The organism is Nonomuraea sp. WAC 01424 (assembly GCF_003947315.1).
In the GTDB taxonomy this organism is placed as follows: Bacteria; Actinomycetota; Actinomycetes; order Streptosporangiales; family Streptosporangiaceae; genus Nonomuraea; species Nonomuraea spiralis.
Genome location: NZ_QHHZ01000002.1, coordinates 834,155 through 853,850 on the forward strand (window position 1 = coordinate 834,155; position 19,696 = coordinate 853,850).

Annotated in this window: 21 protein-coding genes; 7 read left to right on the forward strand and 14 right to left on the reverse strand. The window is 71.7% G+C overall.

The window, feature by feature from the left end; all coding sequences use genetic code 11:
• Positions 1 to 47: 47 nt before the first annotated feature.
• Together DMB42_RS09175 and DMB42_RS09180 are read right to left on the reverse strand one after the other, a co-directional pair.
• The gene (locus DMB42_RS09175; protein WP_260477576.1) at positions 48 to 1,661 is read right to left on the reverse strand and encodes a hypothetical protein; all 1,614 of its coding nucleotides are present in this window, start codon (positions 1,659 to 1,661) and stop codon (positions 48 to 50) included.
• Positions 1,658 to 2,464 (reverse strand): ABC transporter ATP-binding protein, encoded by an 807-nt coding sequence (locus DMB42_RS09180; protein WP_125632501.1) that lies wholly within the window; start codon positions 2,462 to 2,464, stop codon positions 1,658 to 1,660. The genes DMB42_RS09175 and DMB42_RS09180 overlap by 4 nt, the downstream gene beginning before the upstream one ends.
• A 36-nt stretch (positions 2,465 to 2,500) precedes the next feature.
• Here DMB42_RS09180 and DMB42_RS09185 point away from each other — a divergent pair, with 36 nt between their 5' ends.
• The 3 genes from DMB42_RS09185 to DMB42_RS09195 all read left to right on the forward strand — a co-directional run bounded on the left by DMB42_RS09185 (position 2,501) and on the right by DMB42_RS09195 (position 5,336).
• A complete protein-coding gene (locus DMB42_RS09185; protein ID WP_221762055.1) occupies positions 2,501 to 4,090 on the forward strand; it encodes an acyl-CoA carboxylase subunit beta in 1,590 nt (529 codons plus the stop codon).
• Positions 4,087 to 4,287, forward strand: coding sequence for an acyl-CoA carboxylase subunit epsilon (locus DMB42_RS09190; RefSeq protein WP_125632503.1), 201 nt, complete (start codon positions 4,087 to 4,089; stop codon positions 4,285 to 4,287). Before DMB42_RS09185 ends, DMB42_RS09190 begins: the two co-directional genes overlap by 4 nt.
• 107 nt (positions 4,288 to 4,394) lie before the next feature.
• Positions 4,395 to 5,336 carry an NYN domain-containing protein gene (locus DMB42_RS09195; protein ID WP_125632505.1) on the forward strand — a complete coding sequence of 314 codons (942 nt, stop codon included), beginning with the start codon at positions 4,395 to 4,397 and terminating at the stop codon, positions 5,334 to 5,336.
• On the opposite strand, the gene DMB42_RS09200 is transcribed toward DMB42_RS09195, so the two are convergent.
• Complete coding sequence (locus tag DMB42_RS09200) at positions 5,294 to 6,292, reverse strand: DUF5937 family protein (protein WP_125632507.1); 999 nt, start codon at positions 6,290 to 6,292, stop codon at positions 5,294 to 5,296. The genes DMB42_RS09195 and DMB42_RS09200 overlap by 43 nt on opposite strands.
• 61 nt (positions 6,293 to 6,353) lie before the next feature.
• Here DMB42_RS09200 and DMB42_RS09205 point away from each other — a divergent pair, with 61 nt between their 5' ends.
• The 4 genes from DMB42_RS09205 to DMB42_RS09220 all read left to right on the forward strand — a co-directional run bounded on the left by DMB42_RS09205 (position 6,354) and on the right by DMB42_RS09220 (position 10,173).
• On the forward strand, positions 6,354 to 7,610 hold the full coding sequence (locus DMB42_RS09205) for an MFS transporter (RefSeq protein WP_125632509.1): 1,257 nt from the start codon (positions 6,354 to 6,356) through the stop codon (positions 7,608 to 7,610).
• 77 nt (positions 7,611 to 7,687) lie between these two features.
• Positions 7,688 to 9,091 (forward strand): AlkA N-terminal domain-containing protein, encoded by a 1,404-nt coding sequence (locus DMB42_RS09210; protein ID WP_125632511.1) that lies wholly within the window; start codon positions 7,688 to 7,690, stop codon positions 9,089 to 9,091.
• Complete coding sequence (locus DMB42_RS09215; RefSeq protein WP_125632513.1) at positions 9,088 to 9,594, forward strand: methylated-DNA--[protein]-cysteine S-methyltransferase; 507 nt, start codon at positions 9,088 to 9,090, stop codon at positions 9,592 to 9,594. Before DMB42_RS09210 ends, DMB42_RS09215 begins: the two co-directional genes overlap by 4 nt.
• Positions 9,595 to 9,741: 147 nt before the next feature.
• A complete protein-coding gene (locus DMB42_RS09220; protein WP_125632515.1) occupies positions 9,742 to 10,173 on the forward strand; it encodes a MarR family winged helix-turn-helix transcriptional regulator in 432 nt (143 codons plus the stop codon).
• Here DMB42_RS09220 and DMB42_RS09225 read toward each other — a convergent pair.
• The 11 genes from DMB42_RS09225 to DMB42_RS09275 form a co-directional block, all read right to left on the reverse strand.
• The gene (locus DMB42_RS09225; RefSeq protein WP_229824615.1) at positions 10,170 to 11,102 is read right to left on the reverse strand and encodes a hypothetical protein; all 933 of its coding nucleotides are present in this window, start codon (positions 11,100 to 11,102) and stop codon (positions 10,170 to 10,172) included. The genes DMB42_RS09220 and DMB42_RS09225 overlap by 4 nt on opposite strands.
• Positions 11,099 to 11,704 (reverse strand): hypothetical protein, encoded by a 606-nt coding sequence (locus DMB42_RS09230; RefSeq protein WP_125632518.1) that lies wholly within the window; start codon positions 11,702 to 11,704, stop codon positions 11,099 to 11,101. Before DMB42_RS09230 ends, DMB42_RS09225 begins: the two co-directional genes overlap by 4 nt.
• Positions 11,701 to 14,412, reverse strand: a complete 2,712-nt coding sequence (locus DMB42_RS09235; RefSeq protein WP_260477577.1) for a hypothetical protein — start codon at positions 14,410 to 14,412, stop codon at positions 11,701 to 11,703. The genes DMB42_RS09230 and DMB42_RS09235 overlap by 4 nt, the downstream gene beginning before the upstream one ends.
• Positions 14,413 to 14,482: 70 nt before the next feature.
• On the reverse strand, positions 14,483 to 14,893 hold the full coding sequence (locus tag DMB42_RS09240; RefSeq protein ID WP_260477578.1) for a flp pilus-assembly TadE/G-like family protein: 411 nt from the start codon (positions 14,891 to 14,893) through the stop codon (positions 14,483 to 14,485).
• Positions 14,890 to 15,285: a TadE/TadG family type IV pilus assembly protein gene (locus DMB42_RS09245; RefSeq protein ID WP_125632520.1), complete on the reverse strand. Its 396-nt coding sequence runs from the start codon at positions 15,283 to 15,285 to the stop codon at positions 14,890 to 14,892. The genes DMB42_RS09240 and DMB42_RS09245 overlap by 4 nt, the downstream gene beginning before the upstream one ends.
• Entirely contained in the window at positions 15,282 to 15,704 is a 423-nt protein-coding gene (locus DMB42_RS09250) for a TadE/TadG family type IV pilus assembly protein (RefSeq protein ID WP_229824614.1), read from the reverse strand. The genes DMB42_RS09245 and DMB42_RS09250 overlap by 4 nt, the downstream gene beginning before the upstream one ends.
• On the reverse strand, positions 15,688 to 15,924 hold the full coding sequence (locus DMB42_RS09255; protein WP_125632522.1) for a hypothetical protein: 237 nt from the start codon (positions 15,922 to 15,924) through the stop codon (positions 15,688 to 15,690). Before DMB42_RS09255 ends, DMB42_RS09250 begins: the two co-directional genes overlap by 17 nt.
• Entirely contained in the window at positions 15,924 to 16,844 is a 921-nt protein-coding gene (locus tag DMB42_RS09260; RefSeq protein WP_125632524.1) for a type II secretion system F family protein, read from the reverse strand. Before DMB42_RS09260 ends, DMB42_RS09255 begins: the two co-directional genes overlap by 1 nt.
• Positions 16,837 to 17,685: a type II secretion system F family protein gene (locus tag DMB42_RS09265; RefSeq protein WP_125632526.1), complete on the reverse strand. Its 849-nt coding sequence runs from the start codon at positions 17,683 to 17,685 to the stop codon at positions 16,837 to 16,839. The genes DMB42_RS09260 and DMB42_RS09265 overlap by 8 nt, the downstream gene beginning before the upstream one ends.
• Positions 17,686 to 17,687: 2 nt before the next feature.
• Complete coding sequence (locus DMB42_RS09270; protein WP_125632528.1) at positions 17,688 to 18,983, reverse strand: CpaF family protein; 1,296 nt, start codon at positions 18,981 to 18,983, stop codon at positions 17,688 to 17,690.
• Positions 18,980 to 19,696, reverse strand: a complete 717-nt coding sequence (locus DMB42_RS09275) for a hypothetical protein (RefSeq protein ID WP_125632530.1) — start codon at positions 19,694 to 19,696, stop codon at positions 18,980 to 18,982. The genes DMB42_RS09270 and DMB42_RS09275 overlap by 4 nt, the downstream gene beginning before the upstream one ends.

The following is a 19,696-nucleotide window of genomic DNA, read 5'->3' on the forward strand; positions in this document are numbered from 1 at the left end:
GTTTCGGCGACTGCAGGGCGGTCTCGCCCATTGGACTAGACCACTGCTCAGCTGGCCTTCGACACGGCGGCCAGCACCTCGGGGAGGCGGGGGAAACCGATCTTGCCGGCCAGGCGTCTGCCGAGCACCTCGATCAGCAGGCCGTAGAAGGGCGCGAGCACCGACACCCACAACAACCCGAACACCATCGGCACCACGATCGGGAGCGACATCAGCACGATCCCGAGCATCGCGCCCATCGACGAGGCGAACGCCTGGCCGCCCTGGCCGGGCGCGGCGCCGCTGAAGGCGTTCATCCGCTCGGGCATCGTGTACGGGATCGTCACGCTGGTCACCGACCCGACCCCGAGCCCGACGCCGAGCGCGCCCAGCCCGGTCAGGAACGCCGGCGCGATCGCCTGCGGACTGCCGGTGAGCAGCGCCGCGACGACCGCCACGAGCAGCAGCAGCGGCGCGGCGACCAGGCAGTTGGCCAGGTGGCGGCCCGCCAGGTCACGGCGCAGGTCCTCCTCCGAGCCGAAGGCCATGGCGTTCATCCACAGGGAACGCCCGTCGATGCCGAACGCGTTGCCCGACTGCAGGGAGATCATCAGCGCGCCGAGGCCGGTGATCATCACCGGCAGCGCCGGCCCTCCTTGCCCCTCGGTGCTGTTGTTCAGCGAGAACGCCAGGATCACGGTCACCACGACCGAGGAGAACCAGCCCACGCGGAACCTGGGCTCCCGCCTGATGTACTTCAGCTCCTTGGTCACCACGGCGGCCAGCGGACCGTCGGGCAGGAGCCGGTCGACCAGACCGCGCTCCCGGCGTACGGAGGCCGCCTGCGTGGAGGCGTCCGGCGAGACCAGGGCCCTGCCGAGCGCCTTGATCCACAACCAGCCGAGCACGACGACGAGCACGGCGACCGCGGCCAGCTCCGCCACGGCCACCAGGCCGCCGTCGGCCATGGCGTGCGCGGCCATGCCGGGCGGCGTCCACCGCAGGACGCCGGCCAGCCGGTGGAGCATGGCGGCGGGGTCGCCGATGCCGCGGTTCATCAGCAGGTTGGGAAGCTGCGCCAGCAGCACCACGAACAGGGCGGCCACGGCCAGCACGTCACGTCCGCGCCGGCTGCGCAGGGCGCCGGACAGCGAGGTGGTGATCAGCCGCGAGGTCACCACGCACAACGCGAACTGCAGCAGCACCGCGGGCACGCCGAGCAGCACGCCCCCGAGGTTCGTGGGCAGCCCGACCAGCGCGCCGGCCGTGATGACGAGCATGGCCAGCGGCCACGCGCCGGTCGCGGAGGCGGTGAACAGCCCGACGGCCAGCTCGCGCGTACGCAGCGGGAACAACGACAACCGCGCCGGGTCGAGCGTGTCGTCGAGGCCGAACGCCAGCAACGGCACGATCATCCAGCTCACCAGGAAGAGCGCGAACGCGACGATCACCAGCTCGGCGGCGACGTCAGAAGGAGCCAGCCGCAGCAGGCTCATCAGCAGGAACCCCACCACGGCCAGCCCGGCCGCGGCGAGCAGGGTGAACACGAAGCCGAGCTTGCGCTGCACGTCGCCGCGCAGGTTGCCGGCGAGCAGGCGCAACTTGAGCCGCGCGAAGAGCGCCGCCGTGGCCACCGGCGACCCCGTCACCGCCGCGGGACCGGCAGTGCCCTCGGCACTCACGGCGTGTCCTGGGGGGTGGCGGTGGCCTGGGGCTGGTCGCCGTGCTTGGCGCCGAGCCAGGTCAGGCCCGCCTCGCCGTCGGCGCGGGAGCCGCCGACCAGCCGCATGAACGCCTCGTTCAGGCTGGACCCGCCGCGCACCTGCTCCAGCGGCCCCTGGGCGACGATGTGGCCGCCGCTCATCACCGACACCCAGTCGCACAACCGCTCGACGAGGTCCATGACGTGGCTGGAGAAGATGACGGTCGAGCCGGAGGCGGTGAACCGCCGGAGCACGTCGGTGAGGATGTTGGAGCTGACCGGGTCGACCCCCTCGAACGGCTCGTCGAGGAAGAGCACGGACGGGTTGTGCAGCAGCGCCGCGGCCAGCCCGATCTTCTTGCGCATGCCGGTGGAGTAGTCGACGACGAGCTTGTCGGCGGCCTCGGTCAGGTCCATCACGGCGAGCAGTTCGCCCGCGCGCTGCTCGACGTCGGCCTTGGGGATGCCGCGCAGCCGGCCGTTGTAGAGCAGCAGCTCGCGGCCCGACAGCCGTTCGAACAGGCGCAGCCCCTCGGGCAGCACGCCGATGCGCGCCTTGACGGCGACGGGGTCGCGCCAGACGTCGAACCCGTCGATCGCGGCCTGGCCGCCGTCGGGCCGCAGCAGGCCCGTGATCATGCTCAGCGTGGTCGTCTTGCCGGCCCCGTTGGGACCGACCAGACCCGCGAAGCTGCCCGCGGGGACCACGAGGTCGACCCCGGCCACCGCGACCTGGGCGCCGTAGCGTTTGTAGAGGCCGTGGGAGCGAACCGCATCCGTCATGGATCCACTCTAGGAGGACGGGCTAGCCTAACGCGCATGAGCGCACCCGCCGACCACATGCCGGAATTGCCGGACATCCACACCACCGCGGGCAAGATCGCCGACCTGGAGCGAAGGCTCGACGAGGCCGTACACGCCGGATCGGCGTCGGCGGTGGACAAACAGCACGCCAAGGGCAAGATGACCGCGCGCGAGCGGGTGCTCGCGCTGCTCGACGAGGGCTCGTTCACGGAGTTCGACGAGTTCGCCCGCCATCGGTCCACGATGTTCGGGCTGGAGAATCGGCGGCCGTACGGCGACGGCGTGATCACCGGCCACGGCACGATCGACGGCCGGCAGGTGTGCGTGTTCTCCCAGGACGTGACGGTCTTCGGCGGCTCGCTCGGCGAGGTGTACGGCGAGAAGATCGTCAAGGTCCTCGACCTGGCGCTCAAGACCGGCTGCCCGATCATCGGCATCAACGAGGGCGGCGGCGCGCGCATCCAGGAGGGCGTGGTCGCGCTCGGCCTCTACGCGGAGATCTTCAAGCGGAACGTGCACGCCTCGGGCGTGATCCCGCAGATCTCGCTGATCATGGGCGCCGCCGCCGGCGGTCACGTCTACTCGCCCGCCCTGACCGACTTCGTCATCATGGTGGATCAGACGTCCCACATGTTCATCACCGGCCCCGACGTGATCAAGACGGTGACCGGCGAGGAGGTGACGTTCGAGGAGCTGGGCGGCGCCCACGCGCACAACACCAAGTCGGGCGTGGCCCACTACCAGGCCGCCGACGAGGAGGACGCCCTCGACTACGTCAAGGCGCTGCTGTCCTACCTGCCCTCGAACAACCTGGACGAGGCCCCGGCCTTCGCCGCCGCCGACGACCTGGAGTCCGACCCCGCCCTGGACGAGGTCATCCCCGACTCCCCCAACCAGCCGTACGACATGCGCCAGGTGATCGAGCACGTGCTCGACGACGGGGAGTTCCTGGAGGTCCACGCGCTGTTCGCGCCCAACATCGTGGTCGGCTACGGCCGCGTGGACGGCCAGCCGGTCGGGGTCGTCGCCAACCAGCCGATGCATTTCGCCGGATGCCTGGATATCGACGCCTCCGAGAAGGCCGCAAGATTTATTCGAACATGTGATGCTTTTAATATTCCGATCCTGACTTTTGTTGATGTACCGGGTTTCCTTCCCGGGACCGATCAGGAATGGAACGGAATCATCCGCCGCGGCGCCAAGCTCCTGTACGCCTACGCCGAGGCCACGGTCCCGCTGGTCACGGTCATCACCCGCAAGGCGTACGGCGGTGCGTACGACGTCATGGGGTCCAAGCACCTCGGCGCGGACGTCAACCTGGCCTGGCCCACCGCCCAGATCGCGGTCATGGGCGCGCAGGGCGCGGTCAACATCCTCTACCGGCGCGAACTGGCCGGCTCCGGCGACCCCGACGCCGAGCGCGCCCGGCTCGTCACCGAGTACGAGGACACATTGGCCAATCCGTACATCGCGGCCGAACGCGGGTATGTGGACTCGGTGATTCGGCCGTCCGAAACCCGGCCTCAAGTCATCAGAGCTCTTCGTGCCCTTCGTAACAAGAGGGCCTCGCTGCCGCCGAAGAAGCATGGGAACATTCCTCTATGAGCGACCACCTGCGTATAGTCCGCGGCGAGGCCACGCCCGAGGAGATCGCGGCCGTGGTGGCCGTGCTCGCCGCACGGCGCAGCTCGTACGCCGAACCCGACAGGCCTCGTAGACAAACATGGCGAAACCCCGCCAGAGGTATGCGTAACCCTGGCCTGCCGGGGAAGTCGGCTTGGCGGATGAGCGCACTACCCTAGATAGATCCCGGGAATCGGGTGTCAAGTTCCCCGGGAGTTGGGACTATCTAGAGAAAGTAGGCGTATATAGTCAGCCGATCAACTAACACCGCGGCCTGGAGGACGACATGGCCATCCCAGACCTCATGCCGCATCCTGTGGCAGCCAAGTACGCCGTCCTAGTGGATGTCGGTTATCTCTACGCTGCGGCAGGTGAGGTGCTGCTCGGCGCGAAGGAACGCAAGGAATATCGGGTGGCCGCCGATGAGCTCATCCAGAGTCTACAGAAACATGCAGAGGAACGTATTTCCGGCGAACTTCTGCGGATCTATTGGTATGACGCAGCCCGCGACCGTGTGCCCACCGTCGATCAGCGTGTCATCGCCCAGCTCCCCTGGGTCAAGGTGCGGCTCGGCAACCTCAACGCCCGCGGCCAGCAGAAGGGCGTCGACGCGCAGATCAGGAGCGACCTGGAGGCACTGGCCAGGCATCACGCGGTGACCGACACGATCCTGCTGGCGGGCGATGAGGACATGGTCCCGGCGGTCGAGGCGGCGCAGGCGTACGGCGTGCGCATCCACCTGTGGGGCGTCGAGCCCCCTTACGGCACCAACCAGGCCGAGCGCCTGGTGTGGGAGTCGGACACCGTGGAAGTGATCTCCGCTGATTTCCTGAGGCCCTTTTTCAGTCGCGCTCCGCAACCCGTTCCGGTCACCCCACCCGCCGCCGCTCCCTCACCCGCCCAGGTGTTCGCCGGGCGCGCGCCGGTCAAGCCGCACGCCAAGCCCGGCCAGGTCGCCAAGCTCGGCCCGAGCCGTCCGCGCGTGGAGGACGTCGGCGAGCACGTCGCCCAGAAGTGGATACTCACCCGTGGCCGCGACAACATCCGCGACCTGCTGCCGGGTCCGATCCTGCCGACGGTGATCGACACCGAGCTGCTGATCGAGGCGGAGAAGGAGCTCGGGCACTCGCTGCGGCCCTACCCGGAGGCCCGGGTCTGGCTGCGTGACGGGTTCTGGGCGCGTGTCTACCGGGAGTTCGACCTGGGGGTGGGCGTCTCCTCCAAGTAGAGCAGCGTCTCGGCGACCGCCGTACGGGCGTAGAGCACGTACCGGCCGGTGCGGTGCGCGGTGCACAGGCCGGCCTTGCGCAGCGCGGTCAGGTGCTGGTTGACGCCGGGCTCGGAGAGCCCGGCGCGCTGGGCGAGGTCGCGCGTCGAGGCCGGCTGGTCGAGCTCGGCCAGCAGCCGGGCGCGCGTCCGGCCGAGTACCGCGGCGAGCGCCTCGGGCGGGTCCACCTCGCGGCGCTCCCACAGCGTCGCGATGCCGCGCGGCGCGTAACGCACGGTCGGCTGGTACGGCGGCGTCGTCACCGAGAAGACCCGCGGCGAGGCGAACACACACGGCACCAGCAGCAGCCCGAGCCCCCTCAGCGACCGGCGGCCGGAGAGGTAGAGGTGTCTCAGCCGCAGTGTGCCGTCATCCCAGGTGACGGCCTCGTCGAGGTCGGCCAGCATGCGCTGGGCGCCGCCCTCGGCCAGCAGCCGCGCCCGGTACAGGATCTCGCCCTCCAGCAGCGACCTGATCCGCGGCCAGTACGGCGCCATCGCCGCCTCCCAGTAGGCCGCCACCTCGGCGGCCAGGCGTTGGAGGCCCTGTTCCGGATCGTCGTAGAGGGCCTGCACCCGTTTCGTCCGGGGACCGCCGGTGTGCTCCAGGTCCGAGCGGACCCGTGCGGCCGCGCCCCGCATCGTGGCGAGTTCCAACTCCAGGTCCGGCATGGACGTCGAGGGCGGCGTACAGGTGAAGCCCGCGATCGAGATGGTGGGCACCGGGACCAGGTCGGACAGCAGGCACCAGTCCACGTCCTGGAGGCGGCGGCGTACCTGGTCGGCCCAGGGGCGCAGGAGCGGGTGCGCCGCCGGGTTCTTCACCACGCGCACGCTGGCCACGACCTCGCCGAGCGGGGAGACGGCGAAGCGGGTGTTGGCGATGTCGTGGGCGGTGAACGTCAGGTCGAGGGTCATTGGATTTGCGTGTCACTTAATCGATAGCGGCATTGAACGACATTTCAGCATCCTGGCCGACATGTCAGCAACCTTGGTGGAAACACCGCTTCTGCGGCTTCGTGCGTTCCGCAACCTGTTCGTCGCCGGCCTGGTCAGCCAGCTCGGCAGCCAGATCAGCTACGTCGCGATCCCCCTGCTCGCCGTGACCGCCCTCGGGGCGGGCGCGGGCGAGGTCGGGCTGCTCGCGGCGCTCGCCACGCTCACGGCCCTCGTCCTCGGGCTGCCGGCCGGGGCGTGGGTGGACCGCGTCCGGCGGCGGCGCCTGATGATCGTGATGGACGCCGGGCGGGCGGTGGCGTTGTTGTCGGTGCCCGTGGCGTGGTGGGCCGGGGTGTTGTCCATGGCGCAGCTCTACGTGGTGACGGTGCTCGTGGGAGCCGGGTCGCTGCTGTTCGACGTCGCCTCGATGAGCATCGTGCCGGGGCTGGTCGGGCGCGAGCGGCTGACGTCGGCCAACTCGCTGCTCGTCGGCACGGGCGCGGGCATGGACGTCGCCGGGCGCAGCCTGGCCGGGGTGCTGGCCCAGGTCGCCGGCGCGCCGGTGGCGGTCCTGCTGGACGCGCTGAGCTACCTGTGGTCGGCCCTCTGGCTGCGCGGCGTCCCCGAGCCGGCCCTGCCCGAGGACGGCTCGGCGGACGGCGCCGAGTCCCTGCGGGAGCGGATCGCGGCCGGCGTGCGCTTCATCCTCGGCAACCGGGTGCTGGTCGCGGCGCTGGTACAGGGCGCGATGGCGAACCTGGCGTTCCCGCTCTGCTCGGTCCTGCTGCCCGTGCTCATCGTGGGGCAGCTGGGGTATCCGGAGTGGGTGCTCGGGGCGTACCTGGCGATGGGCGGGCTCGGCGTGCTCGCCGGGTCGTCGTTCGCCCACCTGCTCGGACGGCGGTTCGGCACGGGCCGCGCGGTGTGGGTGGTCAGCGTGGTCACCGCCCCGGCCGCGCTGGTGATCCCGTTCCTCGACGGCGGGCCTTGGTTGTGGGCCGCGGCGGCGGCGTGGTTCGTGTTGACGTTCCGGACCGGGGTGAACAACGTGTTGCTGGTGAGCCTGCGGCAGCGCGTCACGCCGGACCACCTGCTCGGCCGGATAACGGCCACGATGCGGCTGCTGCTGACGGGCGCGCTCGGCCTCGGCGGACTGCTGGCCGGGATCGCCGGCGAGTTGTGGGGGCTGCGCGCGCCGCTCTGGCTGGGTGCGGTGATCATGGCGGCGAGCTGGCTCCCTGTCCACTTCTCAGCCCTCCGCCGATCAGGTCCGAATACCGCTGGTCACCCGTACTGACCTGCTGACCTGCGTTTTCACGGTGAGGTCCGATTTCCGCCGGTCACCATTCGCCGCCCGCGCATAGTCTCGGAGGCATGTCACCCCTAGAGCTCGACTTCGACTCCTGTTACCGGGCGGTCTCCGCCAGGGACTCCCGGTTCGACGGGCGCTTCTACACCGCGGTGACGACGACACGTATCTACTGCCGCCCGATCTGCCCGGCGCGTACGCCCTCCTCCAGAAACGTGCGCTTCTATCGGCACGCGGCCTCGGCGGAGGCGGCGGGGTTCCGGCCGTGCAAGCGCTGCCGTCCCGAGTTGTCGCCCGGCGACCCCGGCTGGGACCTGCGCGGCGACCTCGTCGGCCGGGCCCTGCGGCTGATCGACGACGGCGCCGCCGACGAGCAGGGCGTGGCCGGGCTGGCCCGGCGGCTGCACATCACCGAACGCCACCTGCACCGGCTGTTCGTGGCCGAGCTGGGCGTCGGGCCGCTGGCCGTGGCCCGGACCAAGCGGTTGCTGCTGGCCAAACAGCTCCTGACGGAGACCGGGCTGCCGGTCACCGAGGTGGCGTTCGCCGCCGGATTCGGGAGCGTGCGGCAGTTCAACGCCACGATGCGGGAGACGTACGGCTTCACGCCCAGCGAGCTGCGCGCCACGTCCGGACGGCGGGCCGCGCCGCCCGAGCCGGACGTGGCCGGGCCGGTCACGCTCCGGCTGCGGCTGCACCGCCGCGAACCGTACGACGTGGCGGGCGTCTTCGGATTCCTCGCCTCGCGTGCCATTCCCGGGCTCGAAGTCGCGGGGCCGGCCTCGTACTCCAGGGTCGTGCCGGGCGGGACGATCACGCTCACGCCGCAGCGGGACCACGTCGCGCTCGACGTGGCGGTGGCCGACACCCGGCAGCTCGCCCGCGTGGTGGCCCGCTGCCGCCGCCTGCTCGACCTGGACGCCGACCCCGAGGCGATCGCGGCGGCGCTCGGGCAGACCTCGCTGGCCCCGCTCGTCGAGGCACGTCCCGGGCTGCGGGTGCCGGGCACGTTCGACGGCTTCGAGCTGGCCGTACGCGCGGTGGTCGGCCAGCAGATCTCGGTGGCCGGGGCCCGTACGCTGCTCGGCCGGATCGTCGCCAGGACCGGCGGCCCGCTCTTCCCCACGGCCGCCGAGCTGCGCGACGCCGACCTGACCGGCCTCGGCTTGACCAACCGCAGGATCGCCGCCCTCGCGGACCTGGCCGGCCGGGTCGCGGACGGCGACATCGACCTCGACGGCGGCCAGGACCCGGCCGAGTCCGTGACCGAGCTGCTGAAGGTCCCCGGCATCGGCCCGTGGACCGCCAGCTACATCGCGCTGCGCGCCCTGCGCGACCCCGACGCCTGGCCCACGGGCGACCTCGTGCTCAACAAGCGCATGGCCGCCCTGGGCATCCCGCACGACCACATCGAACGGTGGCGGCCCTGGCGGGCCTACGCCGCCCTGCATCTTTGGAGCTCTTCATGATCACCGCTCAGGTCCTGCCGACGCCGATCGGCTCGCTGTCGCTGCTCACCCGCGAGGGCGTCCTCGTCGCAGCCGGCTTCACCGCCGACCCCACGGAGATGTTCGCCCGCCTCACGCCCGCTCTCCAGTCGGAGGGCCTGGAGGCGGTGGACGACCTCGGGGCCCCCGCCGAGGCCGTACGGGCCTACTTCGAGGGTGACCTCGACGCCCTGGACGCCGTACCGGTCTCGCAGCCCGGCTCCGCCACCCGCAAGCGCCTGCACGAGGCGCTGCGCGAGGTCCGCGCGGGCACGACGGTGTCGTACGCCCAGCTCGCCGAGGCCGCCGGCCTTCCGCGTACCGCGGCCCGCGCCGCCGGCTCCGCCTGCGCCCAGAACCTCATCGCGCCGTTCGTCCCCTGCCACCGCGTCCTGCCCAGTACGGGCGGATACGGCGGCTACTACTACGGCGTCCCGGTCAAGGAATGGCTCCTCGCCCACGAAAACCCCCAGAAGCTCAGCTGACCCTCGCAGAGGCGTTCAGGCGCGGCCGACCACCAGGGCCGGCGGGGCGAACGGCATAGAATACTCCTCGTACGGCGTTAGTAAGCGTAGGCATTATTTGCGCACGCTTACTAGCCGTCGATGCAAGCAGGAGAAGGAGGTTGTCACATGCCCCTAGCCGACGACGCCGTGGAGGCGCGCGCCCAGGGATGGCGCACCCTCGCCGCGCTGCACGCCAAGATCGAGGACAGGCTGGAGAAGGCGCTGGAGAAGGGGCACGGCCTGAGCGTGAGCGAGTACACCGTGCTCGACGTCCTGGCCCGCCAGGACGGATGGCACATGCGCATGCAGCAGCTCGCCCGCGCCGTCGTGCTCAGCCAGAGCGCCACGACCCGGCTGGTCACGCGCCTGGAGAAGCGCGGCCTGCTCAAGCGCTACCTGTGCGAGGACGACCGGCGCGGCATCTACTCCGAGGTCACCCCCGACGGCCGCGACCTGCTGGCCCAGGCCGGGCCGACGCACGACACCGTGCTGAAGGCGGTGCTGGCCGAGGCGGCCGGGCAGCCGGAGCTCGCCCCGCTGGCCGCGGTGATCGCCTAGGGCTTCACGTTGCTCTGGATCTCGCCGACCGGTACGTCCCGGGTCGCCCCCACCTCGACCGGCGCGAACTGGAACGGCACCGCGTCCCCGGTCGTCTCCACCGGCCACGACGTGGTCACGGTGAGCCGGTACGCCTCGCGCGGCTGGTCGATCGAGGCACGCAGGTAACGCACGCCGCAGGTGAAGGAGGCCCCCTTGGCGTACGGCCGCCCGGCGGTCCCGCAGCCCTCCTCGTGCACCTCGGCCCGGTCCTTCGCGGTGCCCGGGTCGATCTTGATGCTCTTCAGCGTGGCCACCACGGTCACGCTCATGACACCCGGGATCTGCGCGGTCACCGACCTGCGCGGCTCGCCGACGCCCTCCAGCCAGACCCAGGTGGGCAGGTTGACGTAGCTCTTGGCGTCGGGGCTCAGCCTGATCTTGGGCTCGGGCACGGTCAGCGCGGCCCTGGCGATCTCGGCGAGCTCCCGGACCGTGATCCCGGCGGGCGGCGTCGTGCCCGGCGGCACGAACACGAACGGGTCGAGCGCCGCGAAACAGACCTGGCCCTTCGGGTCGGAGCCGTCGTACGCCGGCCCCCACCAGCGCCCGTCCTTGCCGACCTTGTCCTTGAACTGCTTGAGGAACTCCTGGAACTTCTCCTCGCTCGCGTCCTTGGTGAACTTGAACCAGAGGTCGCGCAGGCCCTCCTGCGACTTCAGCATCTCCTCGCCGGTCAGGCCGGGCTCGTACCAGCAGGGGCGTTTGAGCACGTAACCGTCGGCGGTGCCGCCCTTGGCGCCGTCGCCCGAGATGACGATGCGCGAGTTGCGCAGCTCGATTCCCCTGGTCCGGCCGTGCTCGATGGGGCTGCCCGAGGACTCGCCCGGGTCGTCGAGGTTCCCCAGCAACATCAGGGCCGCGGTGGCCAGCGAGATCACGCGGTTCATCGCGCGCATCCTTCCTTGTCGTAGAGCAGCTCCCGGATCCGCCACACGCCGTCGTCGCCGCGGTGCGCGAGAGCCCTCTGGAGGTAGGGGGCGCGCATGATCGAGGGCTGGGGCGAGACGGCCTCGCCGGTGCGGGCGGTGACCACGCGCACCTTCGACTCGTCCACGCAGGTGTCGATCTGCGCGCCCTTTTCCAGGACCTTCGTGACACGCAGGTCGTACAGCCTGGCGACGCCCTTCACCCTTCTGTCCTCCTCGGTGTACCGGCGTACTCCGTCGTACGCCTGGCGGGCCGCGTCGAGTTCGAGATCCAGACCATTTAGGTATCGATCGCTTCCCGAGACCATCACCTTGCGGGAGGCGAGGTACCAGTCGGTGATGACGCGCATGAGCGGGTCGCGCTCGGCCGGCCAGTCGATGTCCACACGCAGCTTGCCGCCGCCCACCTCGACCGTCTCGACGCCGGGCGCGGACGGCCGCGCCGACTCCGCCGACTCCGTCGCCGTCGCCGAGGGCGCCGACCGCGGCGTGTACGGCCGCGCGGCCTGCCCGCATCCCGCCACGAGCAGGACGAGCAGAACCGCTGTCGTACGTCTTCTCATGCGGACGACTCCCTCACGACATGGATGCGCCACGAGGGCAGCAGTTCCTCGATCAACGCCTCGGTCTCCGGAGCCATCCCGCCGCCGTACGGATGGGAGGCCGCCCGGCGGGTCAGGCCCTCGACCACCGCCCGCATGCGGACGGCGTCACCCGTGGCGTGCGTGGCCCGCAGCAGGTCGCGCCAGAGCCCTTCGTCGTCGGTCGCCAGCAGCAGCGCCGCGCGTACGGCCGCCACCAGCCCGTCCGGCTCGTCCTGGGCCAGCCGCAGCTCGCACAGCCGGTGGGCCGCGTCGGCCACGCCGGCCGCCACGTCGTACTCCAGGTCGTCGGCCGCCAGCCAGGCGTACCGGCCGGGTGGGCGGGCGGCCAGGAGCGGGCCGCGTACCAGTCCGAGCGCCTTCTCCAGCAGGACTGTGCGGGCCGTCGGGTCGTGGTGGGAACGGCGTACCAGCTCGCGGAACAGGGCCCAGTCGGTACGCACCTCGGGGCCGAGCCTGAGCCGTCCGGCCTCGTCCACGTGCAGGTGCTCGGGACCCAGCCAGTCGGCGACGCGGGCGATCGTGGCGTCCCTGACCATGGTCTGCACGCCGCGCGGCCACAACACGCCGCCGAGCACGACGGGATGCACGCCGCCGGGATGGGTGGCCAGGTAGACCAGCAGCTCGGTGGCCAGCGCCATGCGGCCCTCTTCGAGAGGCGCGAGCCCGGCGATCTGGACGGGGCCGAGCATCCTGATCTCGACGGCGGGCGGGTGCAGGCCCTCCAGCGGTTCGGCCTCCGGGTAGGTCTCGCCGTCGAGGCGGCCGGCCGTGCGGAAGAGGTCGACCAGCGCCTTGTAGTGGCGGCGGGGCAGGAGCTGGGCCTCGACCTCGAAGCCCAGCTCGGCGATGCGGGCCTTGCCGTCGTCGCCGATCTCCAGCGTCCAGGTGGCGTGCGGGACCTCGCCGGCCACGACGTACCCGGCGGTGTCCCGGCGGGCCAGCAGGGCCAGGCGGCGGGCCTCCTCGTGCGTGGGCGCCACGGCCGACAGCAGGTAGTGGGCGTCGCGCGGGCTGCCGGAGACGCGCCCGGTGAGCACCTCCCTGCGCGGCGCGGCGGTCGCCTCCAACTCGGGCAGCACCTCGGCCAGGCCGCCGACGGACCTGATCCGGTCGGGGGCGATCGCGGTCAGCTCCTCGCCGAACCCGACGAGCGTGATGCGCATGCGGTCGGACCAGCGGTTGGTGGCCAGTTCGACGGCGAGCGCGGCCAGCGCGGCGGTGGTCTGCGGGCCGCGTACGTTGATCAGGCCCTGCGCGGCCTCCAGGTCGATCAGCACCCGCCCGCTCGCGTCCGTGCCGATCGAGACCAGCCCCGGGTACGGCGCCCCACCCGCCTGCTCCTCCAGCAGGCGGCCCTCGTGGGCGGGCAGGCGCCACACCTGGCCGCCGTCCTCGGCCGTCCACGGCTCGGGCGGGTCGTCGTCCGGAGGGTGGATCCACAGGTCGAGCGTGCGTGGGGACAGGTGGGCGCCGTAGACGGTCGGCGGCGTACGGTGCTGGGCGGCCAGCTCGGCGCCGAGCAGCCGCAGCCCGATGTCGAGGATGCGCGCGCCGGGCGCGTCGCCGCCCAGCCTGAGCGCGACCTCGGCCTGGGCGGCGTCGTCGCGCGGGCGGACGATCCGGCGGCCGAACACCCTGCGCCACAACTGCTCGCGCCGCCGCCGCGCCAGCAGCGCCAGCAGCCCGGCGGCGGCCAGCGACGCCCCGGCCAGGTAGTCGATCAGGTCGAGGCTTTGGGCCTCCCTGATGGTGATCTCGGGCTGGTCCTGCCGGACGTCGGGCTTGCGGTGCCTGGCCTGGTCCTTCTCGGTCTTCTCGGTGGTCTTCTTCCCGACGTCGTGCCGGGCGTCGGGCTGGGCGCGGGTGTGGGCCACGCCGGGGTGCTCGCGCAACGTCTGCTCGCGGGACTGGCCGGTAGGGACGATGTGCACGTTCCTGGCGTCGTCCGGCATGTCGAGCACCCAGCCGGGCCTGATCAGGTCGGCCATGCGCAGGCGGGTGCCGTCCGGCTGCTCCTTGGCCTGGTTGAGTCGGTAAATTTCGGGATATCGGCGGCCGTCTCCCAGGCACTTCTCCGCGATCTCCCACAGGCTCTCGTGGTGGCGGCCGTGCGGGGGCTGCACCACGTACACCTTCTTGGTCTTGTGGGTCTCCAGCGTCTTCTCGACGATCGGCGCGGAGTAGGCGACCGCGGTCACCGGCGGCGCGGCGGGCGTGGCACTCATCCGCGCGATGGGCGCGATCATCGCCCCGGCCGTGAACAGCAACAACACCGCGCCGACCAGCTTGTTGGCCAGCACCTGCGTGCCGCCCGACAACGGTACGCGGGCAGGCATCCCGACCCTTCGGACACCGGCGTACACCTCGACCAGTACGCACACGAAGAGCTGGAACCAGGCCAGCCAGACCAGCAACACCAGAACGGCCTGGATCGTGCTCGGCCCGACCTCCGCGGTGAAGAAGTCGAGATCGAGCATCTCGGACGTGACCGGCGGCCCGGCGAACGTGAGCAGCGCGTACGGCACCCCGCCCACCAGTGCCACCAGTGCCACCAGCGCCGCGACCCCGGCGAGCACGTCGCCGAAGGTGCGCCTGGCCGGGATGCGCGCAGGCGGACGCCTGGGCTGGTGCCGTCCCGGGGGACGCGTCGGCTCTCGCGTCGGCATCGCCGCTCCCTTCTTCCGTTCAGCGTCCTGCCTCGTGCGTTGCCCCGGCCACCGAGTGGCGGGAATCGGTCTACCTGGCTTCGGGGGCGGCCGTGGCCTCGCCGTTCATCTCCGACCCCGGGAACCCGATCGCCCCGAGGAAGAACGCCTCCCATCGCACCGAGACGCTGACGGTCACCTGCTCCTGCTCGACCGAGCACTGTCCGCGCGCCACGCCGTCGCCGCCCTGCGCCGTGACGATCTCGTCGGCCCTGGCGCAGACCTGGCCCTCGTCCAGCAGGTGGACCTGCCCGTCGGTGCGCAGCCGGTCGACGTCGATCTGGTCCGCGCCCGCCCGCGCGGCCTGCTCGGCGACGTCGGCGGCGCGCAGCCGGGCGTTGATCGCCGCCCCGCCGTCCACCAGCAGCCCGGCCAGGAGGAACACGACCACGGAGAACAGCACGGTGAAGACCGACATGGACCCCCGCTCCCCCGCCTTCACGGCTCCCTCCTGACTAGCTGCTCCAAGGGCACCACGGCGGCGCCCGTCAACCGTTTGGTGCCGCCGAACCCGAGGAAGCCCAGGTCGAGCTCGCAGGTGACCTCGGCCTGCACCTGGCCGCCCGCCTCCCATGTGGATCCGTCCAGGTTCACGGCGGTGGAGCCGCACTTGCCGTCCAGGGCGCTCTTGGCGACGCTCTCCGCCGCGGCGCCCGCGTCGCCGAAGCCCCGCTGCACGGACGCCGCCCGCGCGGCGTCCCTGGCCGCGCCGTTGACCCGTCCCTGTGTCTCGACCAGCACGCCCGCCCCGACCAGGAACATGAGGAACAGCAGGAAGACGGGCGCGAGCGTCACCGTCTCCACGGCCATCGAGCCCCGCTCGCCCGGCTTCATCGGCAGTCATCACCGCCGTTGTCGGGACGGAAGCACTCGACCGGCCCGCCCGCGGTCGCGGTGATCGTGAACGTGAGCGGCGGCAGCAGCGGTACGACCTGCACGGCGCTGCCCGTCACCGTGACGAAGCGCTGGTCGGGGTCCTGCTCGGAGGTCGTGGCGGCGGCGTTCTCCAGCAGACGCGGGCCGACGGCCTTGACGACGTCGGTGGCCTTCGCCGTGGCCGCGCCCTGCCAGTCGCCCGAGTCGAACGGCGCCGACCTGGCCACCCGCGCGCCTTCCCTGGCCGCCGCCTCGGCGATCTCGCGGCCGTGGAACCAGAGCGCGACCTGCACGATGAGGAGCACGACCGCGAGGATGACCGGCATCAGCAGCGCCAGCTCGATCACGGCCACGCCCCGCTCACGAGTCGCCGCCACCACCGCCCCCGCCGCCGCCGCCGAAGGTGCCCTGGATCTCGTTCGACTTCTGCTCGACCAGGGTCTTGATCAGTGTGGCCAGCCCGAGCGCCACGCCCGCGATGATGGCCGTGATGATCACCCACTCGACGGCGGAGGCGCCCCTGCTGGGCGCGGTGCGGGCGCGGTGGATCCGCACGCCGAGGTACGCGGTGAGATAGACGATCCAGGGATGCTGCATCAGGCCCCCAACATCTTCATTGCGGCGGGAAAACTGAGAAAGATCACGAAACCGGCGCACAGGAGGAGCTGGGCCACGAGCATCGACTGCGAACGTTCGCCCGCCCGGCCCTCGATCTCGGCCAGCTCGCGCCGGCGCAGTGTGGCGGCCCTGGCGGTGAGCGAGGCGCGCACCTTGGCGCCGTCGTCGGCCACCAGGCCGAGCGCGGCCGACAGGTCGCGCAGCTCGTCGACGTTGATCTCCTCGCCGAGCTGGCCGAGCGCCTGCCATGGGGTGATGCCGACGATCCGGGCGCCGCCCAGCGCGTCACGGATGCGGCCCATCGCCCAGTTGGGCTGCTCGCCGCTGACCGAGACGGCCATCATCAGCGCCTCGGGCACGCCGCGCCCGCCCGCCAGGTTCATCGAGACCAGGTCGACGGCCGCGCCCACGACGTGCCGGAAGTCGCGTCGCATGGCCGCGGCCTCCTTGCGGATCTGCAGGTCGGGCAGGAAGAAGAAGAGCAGCGCCACGAGCACGGCCGACCAGAACGGCACCGTGAACGACACGCCCCACCCCATGAGCGCCAGCCAGCCGAGCAGGATCGGGAAGGCCAGCAGGCCGCTCGCGGCGAGCAGCACCTTGGTCGCCAGGAACGCCTCGAACGAGCGGCCGAGCAGTGCCAGGTCGGCCTTGACCGAACGGGCCTCCCAGCCGCGGGCGCCGTAGAGGCGGGCCAGGCGGGCGCCGAGACCCCGGCGGAACGCGCTGACCTCCTCGTCGGGCAGCACGAGCTGGATGCGGGGGGCGTCGGCGTCCTCGCGGACCGCGTCGAGCGCCAGCAGCCGCGCCACCAGGCCGGGACGGGCCGGGAACAGCGCGCGTACCAGTACGAACAGCCCGAGGCCGAGCACCGCTCCGGCCAGCGCGCCCTCAACCATGGCCGCCCCCTCCCATCAGCAGCCGGGTCGGCTTGTCGAACCTGGCCAGCCGCCGCATCCAGGCGAACCCGGCGCCGAACAGGCCGCCGACGACCACGAGGACGGCCTGGCCGAGGGTGGAGGCGTACTCGCTGACGTAGCCGGGGTTGAACAGGATGAGCAGCGCGGCGAAGACCAGCGCCGTGATCACCACGATCTGCACGCTGCGCCTGGTCGCGCGGCGTTCGGCCTCGACGCGGCGGCGCATGTCGAGCTCTTCGCGGGCCGACACTGCGAGCGCGCCGAGCACGTCGCGCAGGCCGGGGCCGCGCAGCCGGGAGTTGAGGATCAGCGCGGCGATCACCAGGTCGGCCGAGGGGTCGTCGAGCTCGTCGGCGAAGCGGGCCAGCGCCTCCGGCAGCGCCATCCTGGTGTGCAGGCGGTCGACCATGGCCCGCAGGTGGGGCCGGAGCGTGGGCGCGGCGGCCCTGATGGAGGACGGGATCGCCTGTTCCAGCCCGGCCGCGCCGGCGATGGTGTCGCGCAGCGACTCGGTCCAGGCGGCCAGCCCTTCGAGCCGGCTCATGGCGGCGCGCTCCTCGGCCGCGCCGCCCGACAGGCCGCGCCAGGCGAACACGAGCAGCACCGCGCCCACCGCCAGGACCGGCCAGCCCGTGATCACCAGGACCAGGCCGCCGGTCACCGCCGCGACGGCGGTGCGGGTGGTGAGCATCTTGACGAGCGGGCGCCTGGGCTGGGACGGGCGGAGGCGCAGGCCGTACAGGGCGAGGAAGAACAGGAAGAGGCCGCCGCCGGCGGCCGCTCCCGCCACCATCGCGAACGGGTCGAGGTCGAACGCCATCCTCACCAGCCTCCGGGGTTGTAGCCGTGGGCGAGGAGCTCCTCCAGGCACGAGACCGGCGCGTGCGGGACGCCCGCGCCGTCGGGACCGGGCACGAACACCTCGCTCGACAGGACGCGGCCGTCGCAGCCGTTGACCTCGCGGATGCTGGAGACGTAGCGGCGCAGGGTGCCGCCGACGTGGTAGTCGTTGCGCTTCTCGATGAACACGACGAAGTCGATCGCGCCCGCGATGAGCATGTGGGTGGCGTCGATGGGGAGGCGCTCGCCGGCCTGAAGGGCGTAGGTGGCGATGCGGTTGAAGACCTCCATGCTGGAGTTGGCGTGGATCGTGGACAACGAGCCGTCGTTGCCCTGGGTCATAGCGTTGAGCATGGTGACGATCTCGTCGCCGAGCACCTCGCCGACGATGACGCGGCTGGGGTTCATCCGCAGCGAGCGCCTGACCAGCTCGGCCATGGAGATCTCGCCCTGGCCCTCGGCGTTGGGCAGGCGCTGCTCGAACGCGACCACGTTGGGGTGGAGCTCGGGGAACTGGTCGAGGCCCAGCTCAAGGGCGCGTTCGACGGTGATCAGGCGTTCGGTGGGCGGGATCTCGTTGGCCAGGGCCCTGAGCAGGGTGGTCTTGCCGGCGTTGGTGGACCCGGCGATCATGATGTTCTTGCGGGCCGCGACGGCCGCCGTCAGGAACCTGCCGATCTCCCCGCTGATCGTGCCGTTGCCGGCCAGGTCGGACAGGAAGACCTTGCCCAGGCGGGAACGGCGGATCGACACGGCCGGGCGCACGGTGACGTCCATCACCGCGCTCAGCCGGGACCCGTCGGGCAGCCGCAGGTCGAGCTGCGGGTTGGCGGTGTCGAACGGCCTGCTGGACAACCCCGAGTACGCCGCCAGGATCTGGATCAGCTCGACCAGCTCGTCGTCGGACTCGGCGACCGGGTCGTGCATGATCTCCTGGCCGTCGGCGTAGCTGACGAACACCCGGTCGCAGCCGTTGATGTCGATGTTCTCGACCTCGGCGTCGTCGAGCAGCGGCTGGAGGCGGCCCACGCCGAACAGCGCGGCGTGGATGCCGGCCGCCAGGGCCTCCTCCTCCTCGATCGTGGGCGGCGTGCGGCCGAGGCCGATCTCGCTGCGGGCGTGCTCCTCCAGCACCTGGGAGATCAGCGCCCTGGCGAACTGGCGCTCGTCCTCGCCGGACATCGGCGGTACGCCGCTCGCCTGGTCGAGCCGGCGCTGGTGGGCCAGCCGGTCGCCGACCTCCTGGCGGAAACGTTTGACGAGGGTGTGGTCGATCATCGGTGGCTCACCAGCCTCGCGGCGAGGTCGCGGGCCGTACGGATGAGCAGGGAGCGGTCGAGCCGGCCGCCCCACTGGCCGCGTAGCAGCTCGGCGCCCTTGGGGTCGTGGGCCAGCCCGTGCACGACCTGGACGATGGGCCCGACGACCCTGCGTACGTCCTCGATCGAGGCCCGGTAGTTGCGCGGGTCGGCGATCACGACGACGCCGTGCGCCTTGGTGATCTGGAGGCGTTCGCGCAGGTGGGCGACGTGGTCGAGGGTCGCCCTGGTGAGCAGGACGACCTGCTCGGCCTCGGCGAGGAGGTCGGCGATCTGGGGGTGTGAGCCCAGGCGGCCGCAGTCGGCGATCACGTCGGCGTCCGGGATGGCGGCCAGCGACCGGCCCAGCGGGCCCCAGAGCCAGGTGAGCCCGGCCGCCTGCTCGCCGTGCGTCAGCCCGGCCAGCACGTCGAGCCCGCCGATGATCTTCTGGGTGTGCTGGTGGATCTGGGCGGGTTCGAGGCCCCTGCGGGCGGTCGCGCCCAGCGTGAGCAGGCCCTTGCCCGGATTGAGCACACCGCCGTCGGCGGCGGGCAGCCGGTAGGCGAGGTCGCCGCCGGCCGGGTCGCATTCGGCCAGCAACACCGGCCGCGGCCACACCGCCGCCAGCGCTGTGGCCGCGGTGGTCACCCCGGGCGCGCCCTTGTCGGCGGCCAGCACGATCAGCGCCAC